General features: G+C 72.0%; 10 protein-coding genes and 2 pseudogenes. 6 read left to right on the plus strand and 6 right to left on the minus strand.

Going from position 1 to position 12,460, the window contains the following annotated elements; translation table 11 throughout:
- Window positions 1-62: 62 nt before the first annotated feature.
- Window positions 63-500 carry a hypothetical protein gene (locus SRB17_RS27975; RefSeq protein WP_194294159.1) on the plus strand — a complete coding sequence of 146 codons (438 nt, stop codon included), beginning with the start codon at window positions 63-65 and terminating at the stop codon, window positions 498-500.
- A gap of 52 nt (window positions 501-552) precedes the next feature.
- Window positions 553-1,407 carry a GNAT family N-acetyltransferase gene (locus tag SRB17_RS27980; RefSeq protein WP_153542863.1) on the plus strand — a complete coding sequence of 285 codons (855 nt, stop codon included), beginning with the start codon at window positions 553-555 and terminating at the stop codon, window positions 1,405-1,407.
- Between the two features lie 244 nt (window positions 1,408-1,651).
- On the opposite strand, the pseudogene SRB17_RS46655 reads toward SRB17_RS27980, so the two are convergent.
- The 3 genes and pseudogenes from SRB17_RS46655 to SRB17_RS27990 form a co-directional block, all read right to left on the minus strand.
- Window positions 1,652-1,856, minus strand: a pseudogene (locus SRB17_RS46655) (nucleoside deaminase); the annotation flags it as partial.
- Window positions 1,857-1,892: 36 nt separating this feature from the next.
- Window positions 1,893-2,285 (minus strand): annotated as a pseudogene (locus SRB17_RS46660) (nucleoside deaminase); the annotation flags it as partial.
- Window positions 2,269-3,567 (minus strand): MFS transporter, encoded by a 1,299-nt coding sequence (locus SRB17_RS27990; RefSeq protein WP_153542864.1) that lies wholly within the window; start codon window positions 3,565-3,567, stop codon window positions 2,269-2,271. The pseudogene SRB17_RS46660 and the gene SRB17_RS27990, both read right to left, overlap by 17 nt.
- A gap of 60 nt (window positions 3,568-3,627) precedes the next feature.
- Between SRB17_RS27990 and SRB17_RS27995 the strand changes: the two genes are divergently transcribed.
- Both SRB17_RS27995 and SRB17_RS28000 read left to right on the plus strand, forming a co-directional pair.
- Entirely contained in the window at window positions 3,628-4,005 is a 378-nt protein-coding gene (locus tag SRB17_RS27995) for a MerR family transcriptional regulator (protein ID WP_153542865.1), read from the plus strand.
- A gap of 41 nt (window positions 4,006-4,046) precedes the next feature.
- Window positions 4,047-4,823 (plus strand): GNAT family N-acetyltransferase, encoded by a 777-nt coding sequence (locus SRB17_RS28000; protein ID WP_153542866.1) that lies wholly within the window; start codon window positions 4,047-4,049, stop codon window positions 4,821-4,823.
- A gap of 7 nt (window positions 4,824-4,830) precedes the next feature.
- On the opposite strand, the gene SRB17_RS28005 is transcribed toward SRB17_RS28000, so the two are convergent.
- Window positions 4,831-5,094, minus strand: a complete 264-nt coding sequence (locus SRB17_RS28005; protein ID WP_153542867.1) for a GlsB/YeaQ/YmgE family stress response membrane protein — start codon at window positions 5,092-5,094, stop codon at window positions 4,831-4,833.
- A gap of 212 nt (window positions 5,095-5,306) precedes the next feature.
- On the opposite strand from SRB17_RS28005, the gene SRB17_RS28010 reads away from it, so the two are divergent.
- Complete coding sequence (locus tag SRB17_RS28010; protein WP_153542868.1) at window positions 5,307-6,758, plus strand: hydrolase; 1,452 nt, start codon at window positions 5,307-5,309, stop codon at window positions 6,756-6,758.
- Between the two features lie 40 nt (window positions 6,759-6,798).
- Here the strand turns inward: SRB17_RS28010 and SRB17_RS28015 are convergent, their stop codons facing one another.
- Both SRB17_RS28015 and SRB17_RS28020 read right to left on the minus strand, forming a co-directional pair.
- On the minus strand, window positions 6,799-9,522 hold the full coding sequence (locus tag SRB17_RS28015; RefSeq protein ID WP_153542869.1) for a glycoside hydrolase family 2 protein: 2,724 nt from the start codon (window positions 9,520-9,522) through the stop codon (window positions 6,799-6,801).
- A 108-nt stretch (window positions 9,523-9,630) separates the two neighbouring features.
- Window positions 9,631-10,815: an ROK family transcriptional regulator gene (locus SRB17_RS28020; RefSeq protein WP_153542870.1), complete on the minus strand. Its 1,185-nt coding sequence runs from the start codon at window positions 10,813-10,815 to the stop codon at window positions 9,631-9,633.
- Window positions 10,816-10,932: 117 nt separating this feature from the next.
- Here SRB17_RS28020 and SRB17_RS28025 point away from each other — a divergent pair, with 117 nt between their 5' ends.
- The gene (locus SRB17_RS28025) at window positions 10,933-12,381 is read left to right on the plus strand and encodes an APC family permease (RefSeq protein WP_153542871.1); all 1,449 of its coding nucleotides are present in this window, start codon (window positions 10,933-10,935) and stop codon (window positions 12,379-12,381) included.
- Window positions 12,382-12,460 lie beyond the last annotated feature (79 nt).

Here is a 12,460-nt window from a genome sequence, read left to right on the forward strand (position 1 = left end):
GACCGACCCTCTTCGGGCCCTGCGGGCGTCCGCTGGGTCGGATCCTGCACCAGGTTGATCCGGTGACGGACGGCATACACGAGCGATGGCGGGCACTGCCGCGCCGGGCGTGCTGGAGTCTCGTGGGGTATGCCGCCGGATTCCTGGAGGGAACCTGCTCCCATGCCGTCGACCTGGTGCGGGGCGGGCTCCACGCCTACGCCGCCTTCGGCCCGCTGCCGTTGCAGGTGTTCTTCGTCGCGCTGGTCGCCCTCGATCCGTCGGTCGTCGTGCTGACGCTGCGGGCGCGGCCCGCCGGTGTCCGCCTCGCGGGTGTCGTGATGACGCTGGACGTCCTCGCCCACTGGTACGTCAACTGGCCCTGGGCGAAGGAGGACTGGACGCGACTGCCGCGTCCGGTGGGGCGCTGCCCATCACCCTCCTCGGGGTGTTCGTCGTCGCTTCGGTGCCTCTGCTGCCGCGTGCAACGGCCGATCTCCCCGTGGCGCAGCCCCCGTTGATCCGGAAGGATGCGGCACGGCAGTCCGGTCCCGACGGAAATGGAGCGCATCGATGACCTCTGCGGCCCCCCACGACCTCGTCGTCACGCAGGCCACCCTCGCCGACTGGCCGGTGATCGCCGGATGGGCGGCGGCGGAGGGCTGGAATCCCGGACTGTCCGACGGGCCCGCGTTCTTCGCGCAGGATCCCGACGGCTTCTTCCTCGGCCGTATCGACGGGGAGCCCGTGTCGGCCGTCTCCGTGGTGAACTACGGCTCGGACTACGCCTTCCTGGGCTGCTACCTGGTCCGTCCCGGCCTGCGCGGCCACGGCCACGGCCTGACCACCTGGAAGACCGCCCTCGCCCACGCAGGCAACCGCACCGTCGGCCTGGACGGCGTGGTCGCGCAGCAGGACAACTACCGCCAGTCCGGGTTCGAACTCGCCTACCGGACCATCCGGTTCACCGGCACGGTCCCGCAGCTCGAGGCCCCGGCGGGCGTCCGTCCGGCCGGCCCCGCCGACCACACCGCGATCACCGCCTACGACAGTGCCTGCTGCCCGGCAGACCGTCCGCGCTTCCTCGCCGAGTGGCTCACCGGCCCCGGACACCGGGCGTTCGTCCGCCACGACGGTGCGCGTCTCACCGGTTACGGCGTGCTGCGCCCCGGCCACGACACCCTGCGAATCGGCCCTCTCTTCGCGGACACCGCCGCCGACGCCCGAGCCCTGTTCGCCGCCCTCACCAGCGAGGCCGCGGGACGCCCGGTCGCCATCGACGTGCCCGAGCCGAACGCGGCCGGTGTCGCGCTCGCCGAAGAGGCCGGATTCCAGGCCTCGTTCGAGACCGCCCGCATGTACACCGGGCCGGTCCGCGAGCACGCGCGGCACCGCGTGTTCGGCGTCACCACGCTCGAACTCGGCTGACCCTCGGGAGCGTCGGGCCTGGAAGCGGTGGTGCGGCCCGCGTACCTCGGGCACCGGCTCCGGCCCCTCGACCGTCACGCCGGGTGCGACCTCCTGGGCCGGCAGCGGCCGCACCGGCGCCCGAGGGGCACCCAACTCCTCCAGCGATCCGGGGAGCTGGGCCGACGTACCCGATCCGGCCGAGGCCCACCCAGGCGTGCGCGGCCGACCAGGGAGCCGGCTCGAACTCGGCTGACCCTCGGGAGCGTCGGGCCCGGAAGCGGCGGTGCGGCCCCCGTACCTCGGGCACCGGCTCCGGCACCGGCCCCTCGACCGTCACGCCGGGTGCGACCTCCTGGACCGGCAGCGGCCGCACCGGCGCCCGAGGGGCACCCAACTCCTCCAGCCATCCGGAGAGCTGGGCCGACGTACCCGATCCGGCCGCGGCCCACCCAGGCGTGCGCGGCCGACCAGGGAGCCGGCTCGAACTCGGCTGACCCTCGGGAGCGTCGGGCCTGGAAGCGGCGGTGCGGCCCCCGTACCTCGGGCACCGGCTCCGGCACCGGCCCCTCGACCGTCACGCCGGGTGCGACCTCCTGGGCCGGCAGCGGCCGCACCGGCGCCCGAGGGGCACCCAACTCCTCCAGCGATCCGGGGAGCTGGGCCGACGTACCCGATCCGGCCGAGGCCCACCCAGGCGTGCGCGGCCGACCAGGGAGCCGGCTCGAACTCGGGGTGCCGGGTGTGATCCCGTCCTTCACCCGGTTGCGGTCCTCGGCGAGCACCCGGCCGTCCCCGGCCACCACCACCGGCCCGAAGGGCTCGGCACCGGCCTGCAGCGCTCCGGCCGCCGGCTCCACACAGCGGCGCAGACACCGCGGCTCACTGCCCTTCACCATCGGCCACCGACCTCCTCGCAGCATGTTTTCGGGCGCTGCACGCTACGGCCCCCGGCACCGGCTGGGCCCGTACGTTCGCCTCCGGGGCAAGGGCGTGCCGCCGCGGCGGGAAGGCGTACCGGCGTCCCGCCACGACCGTCGCCAGCGCCAGCAGGGCCGGCGGCAGGGCGGTCCAGGGCAGGGCCCCGGGGCCCAGCGCGTCCAGTGCCACGCCGCCGGTGAGTGAGCCGGCGGCGATGCCCGCGTTGTACACGGTCGTCTGCAAGGAGGTCGCGACATCGGCCTCGGCCGGCCCCGAGGCGTCGACCAGCGCGGTCTGGATCAGCGTCGGCGCCCCGCCGAAGGCCACGCCCCACAGGGCCACCGCGCCGACCAGCAGTCCGTGCGCCCGCGCGGCCAGACCCAGCACCAGCAGCACGCCGGTGAAGAGGGCGAGCGCCACGAGCAGGGTGTGGCGCGGGTGCCGGTCGATCAGGGCCCCGGTGACCCAGATCCCGGCCACCGTGGCCGTCCCGAACACCGCCAGCAGCAGGCCCGTACGGCCGTACCCGGCGTGTCCGGCGAATGGGGCGACGTAGGTGTACATGACCTGGTGCCCCAGCAGCAGGAACAGGGTCACCGACAGCACCGGGCGGATGCCGGGGCGCAGTGCGACCCGGGTGAGCGGCACACGCTCGTGCGCCGGTTCGCCGGGGAAGTCCGGCAGCCGCAGCCGTATCCACCCCACGAGCAGGACGGCGAGCACGGCCAGCGTCCCGAAGGCCGCCCGCCAGCCCACCGCACCGGCCAGCGCGGTCCCGGCGGGCACCCCGAGCGACAGGGCCAGGGTGATGCCGGCCAGCACGATCGCGACGGCCCGCCCACGCCGCCCGGCCGGCACCATCCGGGCCGCACAGCCGGCCAGCATCGCCCACAGCGTGCCGCCCATCGCACCCGCCAGCAGCCGGGCCGTGAAGGTGAGCGGGTACGACGACGACAGCGCGACCAGCGCGTTGCTGACGGCGAAGCCCAGCAGGGCGCCGCACAGCACCGGCCGCCGCGGCAGCCCGCGCAGGGCCGCGGTGAGCGGCACGGCCGCCAGGAAGGAGGCCGCCGCGTACGCGGTGACCAGGAATCCGACCCGGGACGCGGCGACGCCGAGCGGGGGTGCCATCACGGGCAGCAGCCCGGCCGGCAGGAGTTCCGTCATGACGGCCGTGAACGCGGCACAGGACAGGGCCAGCAGCCCCGACCACGGCAGCGGAACGGCGTTGGCCTGGGAAGACGTGGAGGACACGGGCATGCGACCATGGTCGGAGCCTGACATCAGTGTGAAGGTCAAGCGGGGACGTGGGAGGCGTGCATGCGGATCGGTGAACTGTCGCGCCGCACGGGCGTACCAGCCCGGTTGCTGCGCTACTATGAGGCACAGGACCTCCTCCACCCCGGACGCGGCGCCAACGACTACCGCGCCTACCCCGAGTCCGCGGTCGCCGACGTCCAGCAGATCCGCGGCCTGCTGGACTCGGGCCTGACCACCGAGATGATCCGGGCGATCCTGCCGTACCTCTCGGGACCGGGCGAGCTGCACCCGCCCGCCGAGTGCGTGACCCCCGAGACGGCCGCCCTGCTGAAGGGGCACATCGACCGCATCCAGTCCCGTATCGACTGCCTGGCCCGCAACCGCGACCGGCTCAGCGCCTACCTGGCCGCCGTACGCCCTGAGGCCGGTGACGGCTAATTCCGTTGCCCCTGGGCGCTCGGGCGTGGTCGAGTCGGGGCATGGATCACTCGGCGGTGCTCGCCCTCTACGACCGTGACATGCGCGAGAACGTGGCTCCCGACGGACCCGGTGCCCGGATCGAACGGGCCGGCGCGGTGGTGCGTCAGGTCGCGGACGCGCAGGGGTGGAACGGCGTGCTCTGGTCCGGCCTGGACACGGCGGGCGCGGACCGGGCGATCCAGGACCAGGTCGCGTACTTCACCGGCCTCGGCCGCGACTTCGAGTGGAAGCTCTATGGCCACGACCGGCCGGGCGACCTCGGCGCCCGGCTCCTCGCCGCCGGATTCCGGGCGGAGCCCGAGGAGACCCTGATGATCGGCGAGACCGGCCGGCTCGCCGTGGACGACGCACCTCCGGAGGGCATCCGCCTCGTGCAGGCCACCGACCCGGCCGGGGTCGACCTCGTCGTGGACGTCCACGAGAAGGCCTTCGGCACCGACGGCACGCGACTGCGGCACCGGCTGCTCACCCGGCTGGCCGCCGACCCCGGCACGGTCGTCGCCGTGGTCGCGCTGGCCGGGGACGAGCCCGTCAGCGCCGCCCGGATGGAGCTGGTCCCCGGCACCCGGTTCGCCGGGCTGTGGGGCGGCGGTACCGTCGAGGCCTGGCGGGGCCGGGGCGTCTACCGCGCCCTGGTCGCCCACCGCGCCCACGTCGCCGCCGCCCGCGGCTACCGCTACCTCCAGGTGGACGCCTCACCCATGAGCCGCCCGATCCTCGAACGCCTCGGCTTCCACCCGCTGAGCACCACCACCCCCTACCTCTACGGGAGCTGAGCCCGCGTCAGCGACGCACGCGGCCCCGGTCCAGCGCCGCGATCCCGGCCGCGGCCAGGGCGATCTGGATGAACCACTCGATCCAGTCGGGCCCCTTGGTGTCCGCGACCCCGAACCCGGCGGCGATCGCCGACCCGAAGAGTGCGGCCACGATGCCGACGACGATCGTCCACAGGATGCCGATGTGCTGTCGCCCGGGGACGACCAGACGCCCCAGGACGCCGATGACGAGCCCGATGACAATGGCGCTGATGGTGCCCGAGATCTCCATGCCCACCCCTTTTGGTCGTGCCTCCCACTCGGCATCTGCCCGCTGTGAGCGGAGGCACTCCGCTCCGGTTATTGCCGGGACTTTCTGTTCACCCGGCCTTCATGCCATGTACCTTTCAACCAATCGACGCGTGTAGAACCCTCAATCCGGCTCTACGCGCGCAGACTTGGCGCCCGCACCGCCTCTCCCCACCCCTCATGGAGGTTCGCCGGATGCTCGGATCCAGGAGATCCCGCCGCAGACTCACCACCGCCCTGGCCGGTTTCGGGCTGCTCCTCACCGGAGCCGCCGTCCAGGTCGGCAGCGGCACCGCCGCCCACGCGGCGACCACGCACCGCATCCTGTTCGACAACGCCCACGCCGAGACGGCCGGCAACGCCGACTGGATCATCTCCACCAGCCAGCCCGACCCGCTCGGCGAGGACTCCTCCCCGTCCGCCGAGACCGACTGGACCGGCGCCCTGTCCTCCTGGGGCGTGGCGCTGCAGAAGACCGGCAGCTACAGCCTGAAGACCCTCCCGTCGGGGTCGAGCCTCAGCTACGGCGGCTCGTCCTCGACCGACCTGTCGAACTTCGACACGCTGGTCCTGCCGGAACCCAACACGCTGTTCACGAGCGCCGAGAAGACGGCGATCATGAACTTCGTGAAGAACGGCGGCGGGCTGTTCATGATCTCCGACCACACCGGCGCCGACCGCAACAACGACGGCGCCGACGCGGTCAAGATCCTCAACGACCTGATGACGAACAACAGCGTCGACTCCACCGACCCGTTCGGCTTCTCGATCGACGCGCTGAACATCAGCTCCGACCACCCGGCCGCGATCAGCGACAGCACCGACCCGGTGCTGCACGGCTCCTTCGGCACGGTCACCAAGAGCCTGATCGCCAACGGCACCACCGCCACGCTCAAGCCGTCGGACAACCCGAACGTCAAGGGCCTGCTGTACCGCACCGGTTACTCCGGCAACACCGGCGCCTTCTTCCTCACCAGCACCTTCGGCAGCGGCCGTGTCGCCTTCTGGGGTGACAGCTCCCCGATCGACGACGGCACCGGCCAGTCCGGAAACACCCTGTACGACGGCTGGAACGACTCCAGCGCCACCAACGCCGCACTCGCCCTCAACGCCTCGGCCTGGCTGGCCGGTTCGGGCACCACCAGCGGTGGGGGAGGCGGCGGCACCGGTACCTGCACCGCATCCCAGCTCCTCGGCAACAGCGGCTTCGAGTCCGGGAACACCACCTGGAGCGCGTCGAGCGGGGTCATCACCAACTCGACGGGTGAGTCCGCTCATTCGGGCTCGTACTACGCCTGGCTCGACGGCTACGGCACCGCGACCACCGACACCCTGTCCCAGTCGGTGACCGTCCCGTCCGGCTGCTCGACGGCGACGCTCAGCTTCTATCTGCACATCGACACCGCCGAGACCTCGACCAGCACGGCCTACGACACCCTCAAGGTCCAGGTGCTGAACAGCTCCGGCACGGTCCTCGGCACCCTGGCGACGTACTCGAACCTCAACGCCGCCGCCGGCTACACCCAGCGCAGCTTCGACCTCAGCGGCTACGCGGGGCAGACCGTCACGCTGAAGTTCACCGGCACCGAGGGCTCCCAGTACCAGACGTCGTTCGTCGTGGACGACACCGCGCTCAACGTCAGCTGAACCGGCCGGGGGTGGGCCGTACCGGTCCACCCCCGTTCCGTCAGGCCGCCGCCGGCACCGTCCGCTCGGGAGTGTTCCAGCCGGACACCCGCACCCCCGGCGCCGATCCGTGCAGGTCGGCCGTCCGGTAGGTGGCGGTCAGCGTCACCGACTCGCCCGGCCACAGGCTCACCTCGTTGTCCGACCAGCGCACCGGCAGCACCGGCTTCCCGCGCGCGTCCACGAGGTGGACGTCCGTCAGCAGTGCCGGGGTCTTCCCGCTCCCGGTGTTGCGCAGGGTGACGATCGTGGTCGACGTGCCGCCCGACGACTGAGTGGCCGCCCTCGCCGACACCGGCACCTGCGCCATCGAGGCGAGCCCCGTGAGATCGGCGTAGCTCGTCGTCGGCGTGTAGTACCAGTTGGTGCCGGACCAGTCGAGGGTGTCGGGCCGCGTGGACAGCCAGTACACGTTCCGGCTCACCTCCTTGCCGTCCGCCCCCGTCAGGACCAGGCGGAGCAGATACGTCGACGACCGCCCGCCCACCGAGGACGGCAGGGTGAGGGCGGTCCCGTGCGCCCCGTCGCCGCTCACCGTCAGCCCGCCGACCGACTTGTCGTACCTCTGCGTGCCGTCGGGGTCGAACACGGTGGCCCGGGCGGTGAGTCCGGTCGCGGAGGCGTGGCGGTGATTGACGACCACGACCGAGCGATCGTCGTACGAGTACTGGACGTGCAGCGGCTCGTCGGCCTTCTTCGCGCCGAAGTAGGCCCCGCCCTGGTCCAGGTAGCGGTCCAGCAACTGCCAGTGCAGGGACGTCCAGCCGCTGTCGAACATCCAGTGGATCACCCCGGTCGCGGGCTTCGAGGAGTCCGTGGAGTTGCGCTGGTACGCCTCGAACTGGGCGCGGACGTTCTCGTACTGGGCCAGCTGGGCCTTGCGCACATAGTCGGCGAGGCTCTCCGGCGCGCCGTAGCGCGCGGCGAGGGCGGCGTCGTAGATCTTCAGCGTGCCGAAGACCGGGGACGGCGAGCGGTGGTACTGCCTCGCGTCCGGGTCCTTCCAGAGGGTGTCCAGTTCCGCCGGGGTCAGCATGCGGCGCAGGGTGTCGAGCGTGGGGATGCTGGGGCCCGCGCTGGTCTCGGAGTTGAAGCCGGTGGCCCCTCCCTCACGCTTGGCGTACCAGTAGCCGGGCGGCACCCAGTCGTAGGGCCCGGTCATCTTCATGCCCGAACGTCCCAGCTGAGGTGAGGAGTTGTCGGAGGCGGCGGAGACGACCGGGTCGGGCCAGTCGGCGGCCTTCAGGGCGTCCAGGTAGGTCTTCTCGATCCTCGCGTCGGGTGCGAAGTCGCTGCCGATCAGGAAGGAGATCACGCTCGGGTGGTCGCGCAGCCGGGCGGCCTCGGCGGCCATGGACGCCCTGGCCACCGGATAGTCGGCCTCGGTCCACTTGTCGCCGGTCTCGCTCCCGTTGACCTGGCCCTCCCACTTGTCGCAGCACTCCCAGCCCGGCAGGGTGAGGATGCCGTAGCGGTCGGCCAGGTCGAAGAACTCGTCGGGCTCCAGGTGCCCTTCCAGGCGGATCGTGTTCAGGCCCAGGTCGAGGGCGTACTTCAGCCGGTCCTCGACGGAGGCGGTGTCCCAGCGCAGGAACTCGTCCGGCGACCAGCCGCCGCCCCTGATCAGCAGCGTGCGGCCGTTGATCCGGTACTGGCGTGCGCCGTCCGGGTCGAGGGGCGCCCGGACGTCGCGGATGCCGAAGCTCTGGTGCGCGGTGTCCGAGGTCGTACCGGCGACGGACGCGGTGAGGTCGAGGTCGTACAGCGGCTGTCCGCCCATCCCGGCCGGCCACCACACCCTCGGCGAGGCGAGATGCAGGCCCGGGGTGTCGGCGGGGGAGAAGGTGACGGTCTTCGTCTCGTGGGCGGCGAGCGGGACCCGCCGGGTGAAGGTGGTCGCGCCGATGCGCCCGGTGACCTGGGCGGTGACCGCGGTGCCGGTGTCGTTGCGGGCCTGTGTCCGCACCGTCAGATCGGCGGAGGCGAGCGACGGCACGGCCAGCCGGGTGATCACGTGTGCGTCGCGCAGCGCCACCGGGCCGCCCCGGCGCACCCGGACGTCCCGGACGATGCCCATGTTCCGGTCGGGCGGCGGCTGGAGCCAGTCGATCCAGCCCATGGTGAGGTCCTTGTTCGGATCATTCGGCCGGACGCGGAGGGCCACCGTGTTGGTGCCGGACGTGACCAGTGAGGTGATGTCCAGCTCGTGGTGCGTGTACGCGCCGGTGACATCCGCGGCCGTGGCCACCTGGTGGCCGTTCACATACACGTCGGCCGCCGAGATCACCCCGCTGAAGTCGAGGAAGGTGCGCCGCGTGGTGTCCTCGACGGTGAAGTCGGAGCGGTACCACCAGGGAACCTGGAAGTCGGCCTTCGGGATCTTCTCCTGGTTGGTGGAGAAGAACGGATCGGCGTGGACGCCGTCGGCGAGCAGTGCGGCCAGGACCGTGGAGCGGGGGCCGGCCGGGTACCACCCCCGCGCCGGATAGCCCGGGGAGGAGATCGCCGCCGGCGAGTCGCCCACCTTCGCCGAGGACTGGATGGCGTACCCGGCGAGCGGTGTGTCGGTGCCGGCCGCGGAGGGGACGCGGGTGGTTCGGGCGGGCCCGGGCGGCGGCGCCGGCTGCCGGGCCCCGGCCCAGGCGCCGCCGCTGAGGGAGCCGAGCAGGCCGAGGACCAGCGCGGTGACGGCGGACCGGCGGCCGAGGGCGGGGCGAAGGAACATGCCAGAGCTCCGGACTCGTAAAGTTAGGAAACTTTACTAACTTGCCTCAAGCTAGGGTGCCCCGCGGACCGTGTCAACGACCGTGGCCGTAGTGGGCGTTGTGGGGAGTCAGCTTCCGGCCGTCCTGCGCTCGAACACCAGGTCCCGTGCCGTGTCCAGGGCCGTGGCCACCGCACCGAGCAGCACGGCGTCCTCGCCGAGCCGGCTCGGTGCGATCCGCGGCCGCAGTGGGGTGAGGGCGCGTACCTGCTCCTGGACCGGGCGCAGCAGCAGGTCGACGCTGTGGCCGACGCCGCCGCCGAGTACCACCAGATCCGGATCGAGGACCGCGGCGGCCGCCGCCACGGTGTGCGCGATCCGCTCCGCCTCCAGTTCCACGGCCCGCAGCGCGGCCGGATTTCCCTGCCGGGCCGCGTCGAAGACCGCCTTCGCCGTCAGCTGCCCGCTCATCCCGAACTCCCGGGCGGCCTCCACCACGGCCTCCCCGGACACCGCGTCCTCCAGCCGCTCCGGCTTGTGCCGGCCCGGCCAGGGCAGGAAGCCGATCTCGCCGGCCAGCCCGTGCGCCCCCGTGAACAGCCGCCCCTCGCCGACGACGCCCATGCCGAGGCCGGTGCCGATCAGGATGTACGCGAAGAGCCGGCTGCCGGTGCCGACGCCGTACGTGTACTCGCCGAGCGCGGCCAGGTTGGCGTCGTTGTGCACCTCCAGCGGCACGCCCAGCTCTTCCCGCATCCGGTCGACGAGACCCGTACGCCCCCACCCCGGCAGATGCATCGCGTACCGCACCCGGCGCTGCTTCTCGTCGTACACGCCGGGCGTGCCGACCACCCCGTGCACCACCTCGGCCGGGTCCACACCCGAGCTCGCGATCACCTGCCGGGCGGTGCCCACGACCAGGTCGGCCAGTGCGGCGGAGGCGCGGGTCCGGTTGCGTACGTCGGCGCGGGCGACGACCGTGCCGTCCAGGTCGACCACCGCCACCCGCAGCCAGCCCCGGCCGATGTCCACGCCGAGCGCGTACCCGGCGGCCGGGTCGGGGGCGTAGAGCACGGCGGTGCGCCCCCGCTCGGGGGCCTGGGTGCCGACCTCGTGCACCAGGCCGGCCGTCTCCAGGGAGGCCAGCGCACTGGAGACCGTCGGCTTCGACAGGCCGGTCTCCCGGGCCAGTTGGGCGCGCGACGCCGCGCCGAGGGTGCGCAGCCGGTCCAGCAGCAGCCGCTCGTTGGTGCTGCGCAGTCGTCGGCGGCTCCAGGGCTGTTCGTGCTGCTCTTCGGCGTCACTGACGGTCATCGGACCATTCTCATGTATTCCCGGCGCACACTTGACGCCTCTAGTAAGGCTCCTTAACTTTATCGCCCATCAGCCCGCCGGGTGTCGTCGAGTGGGCCCGTGGCGTCAGGAGTCCCCATGTCCGGTAGCCCGCCACCCACGGGTGGTTTCGTCCGTCGTGTCGGCCTGTTCCAGGCCACGGCCATCAACATGAGCCAGATGTGCGGCATCGGCCCGTTCGTGACGATCCCGCTCATGGTCACCGCGTTCGGCGGCCCGCAGGCGGTCATCGGCTTCGTCGCGGGCGCCGTCCTCGCGCTGTGCGACGGACTGGTCTGGGCCGAGCTGGGCGCCTCGATGCCCGGATCCGGTGGCAGTTACGTCTATCTGCGCCAGGCCTTCCAGTACCGCACGGGCCGGCTGATGCCGTTCCTCTTCGTGTGGACGGCCATGCTCTTCATCCCGCTGATCATGTCCACGGGTGTGGTCGGCTTCGTCCAGTACCTGGGCTATCTGGCCCCGGATCTGAGCCGCACGGCGGGGGACCTGATCGGCCTCGGCATCATCGCGCTGGTCGTGCTCCTGCTCTGGCGCGGCATCGAGCACATCGCCCGGATCACCGCCGTGATGTGGGCGGTGATGATCGCCGCGGTGCTGCTGGTGATCGTCGCCGCGGCCTCCGACTTCAGCCCGCACCTGGCCTTCACCTACCCGTCGGGCGCCTTCGACCTGACGAGCAACCACTTCTGGCTCGGCTTCGCCGCCGGCCTGACCATCGGCATCTACGACTACCTCGGTTACAACACCACCGCGTACATGGGCGCCGAGATCAAGGATCCGGGCCGAACCCTGCCCCGCTCGATCCTCTACTCCATCCTCGGCATCATGGCGATCTACCTGCTCCTCCAGATCGGCACCCTCGGCGTCATCGACTGGCAGCGGATGGGCGACCCGCACGACATCGCCTCCACCTCGGTCGCCTCGGCGGTGCTGGAGAAGACCTGGGGCAAGGGCGCCGCCGACACGGTGACCGTGCTGATCCTGATCACGGCCTTCGCCTCGGTCTTCACCGGCCTGCTCGGCGGCTCCCGCGTCCCGTACGACGCCGCCCGCGACCGCGTCTTCTTCCGGCCGTACGAGAAGCTGCACCCCCGGCACCGCTTTCCCATGCTGGGTCTCGCGACGATGGGCGTGATCACAGCGGTCGGTTTCCTGATCGGCCGGCACACCGACCTCGCGACGCTGATCCAGCTGCTCACGACGGTCATGGTGATCGTGCAGGCGCTCGCCCAGATCGTGGCGCTGACCGTTCTGCGCAAACGCCGGCCGACCCTGCGCCGACCGTACCGGATGTGGCTCTACCCGCTGCCGAGCGTCGTCGCGTTCGCCGGCTGGTGCGTGATCTACGGCTACGCCGACAAGAACTCCCCGGGCCGCCACCCGATCGAATGGTCCCTTGCCTGGCTGGCCCTGGGCTGTGTGGCCTTCGTCGTGTGGTCCCGGCTGGAGAAGGTGTGGCCGTTCGGGGAGCGGGAGATCAGCGAGGAGTACCTGGCGGGCCTGGACCCCGACGCGGAGCCCGTCTGACGCTCAACCGGCCTGCACTGGGCTAGAGTTACCACAGCCTGCGCGAACCTCCCCGGTCCGGACCCGAGTCCGCCGGGGA

It is taken from the genome of Streptomyces sp. RB17 (assembly GCF_009604455.1).
Classification (GTDB): Bacteria; Actinomycetota; Actinomycetes; order Streptomycetales; family Streptomycetaceae; genus Streptomyces.

Bases quoted from the DNA above. Each gene is read 5' to 3' on its own strand.
- SRB17_RS27980 (WP_153542863.1), top strand. From the start codon at position 553: ATGACCTCTGCGGCCCCCCACGACCTCGTCGTCACGCAGGCCACCCTC.
- SRB17_RS27990 (WP_153542864.1), bottom strand. From the start codon at position 3,567: ATGCCCGTGTCCTCCACGTCTTCCCAGGCCAACGCCGTTCCGCTGCCG.
- SRB17_RS27995 (WP_153542865.1), top strand. From the start codon at position 3,628: ATGCGGATCGGTGAACTGTCGCGCCGCACGGGCGTACCAGCCCGGTTG.
- SRB17_RS28000 (WP_153542866.1), top strand. From the start codon at position 4,047: ATGGATCACTCGGCGGTGCTCGCCCTCTACGACCGTGACATGCGCGAG.
- SRB17_RS28005 (WP_153542867.1), bottom strand. From the start codon at position 5,094: ATGGAGATCTCGGGCACCATCAGCGCCATTGTCATCGGGCTCGTCATC.
- SRB17_RS28010 (WP_153542868.1), top strand. From the start codon at position 5,307: ATGCTCGGATCCAGGAGATCCCGCCGCAGACTCACCACCGCCCTGGCC.
- SRB17_RS28015 (WP_153542869.1), bottom strand. From the start codon at position 9,522: ATGTTCCTTCGCCCCGCCCTCGGCCGCCGGTCCGCCGTCACCGCGCTG.
- SRB17_RS28020 (WP_153542870.1), bottom strand. From the start codon at position 10,815: ATGACCGTCAGTGACGCCGAAGAGCAGCACGAACAGCCCTGGAGCCGC.
- SRB17_RS28025 (WP_153542871.1), top strand. From the start codon at position 10,933: ATGTCCGGTAGCCCGCCACCCACGGGTGGTTTCGTCCGTCGTGTCGGC.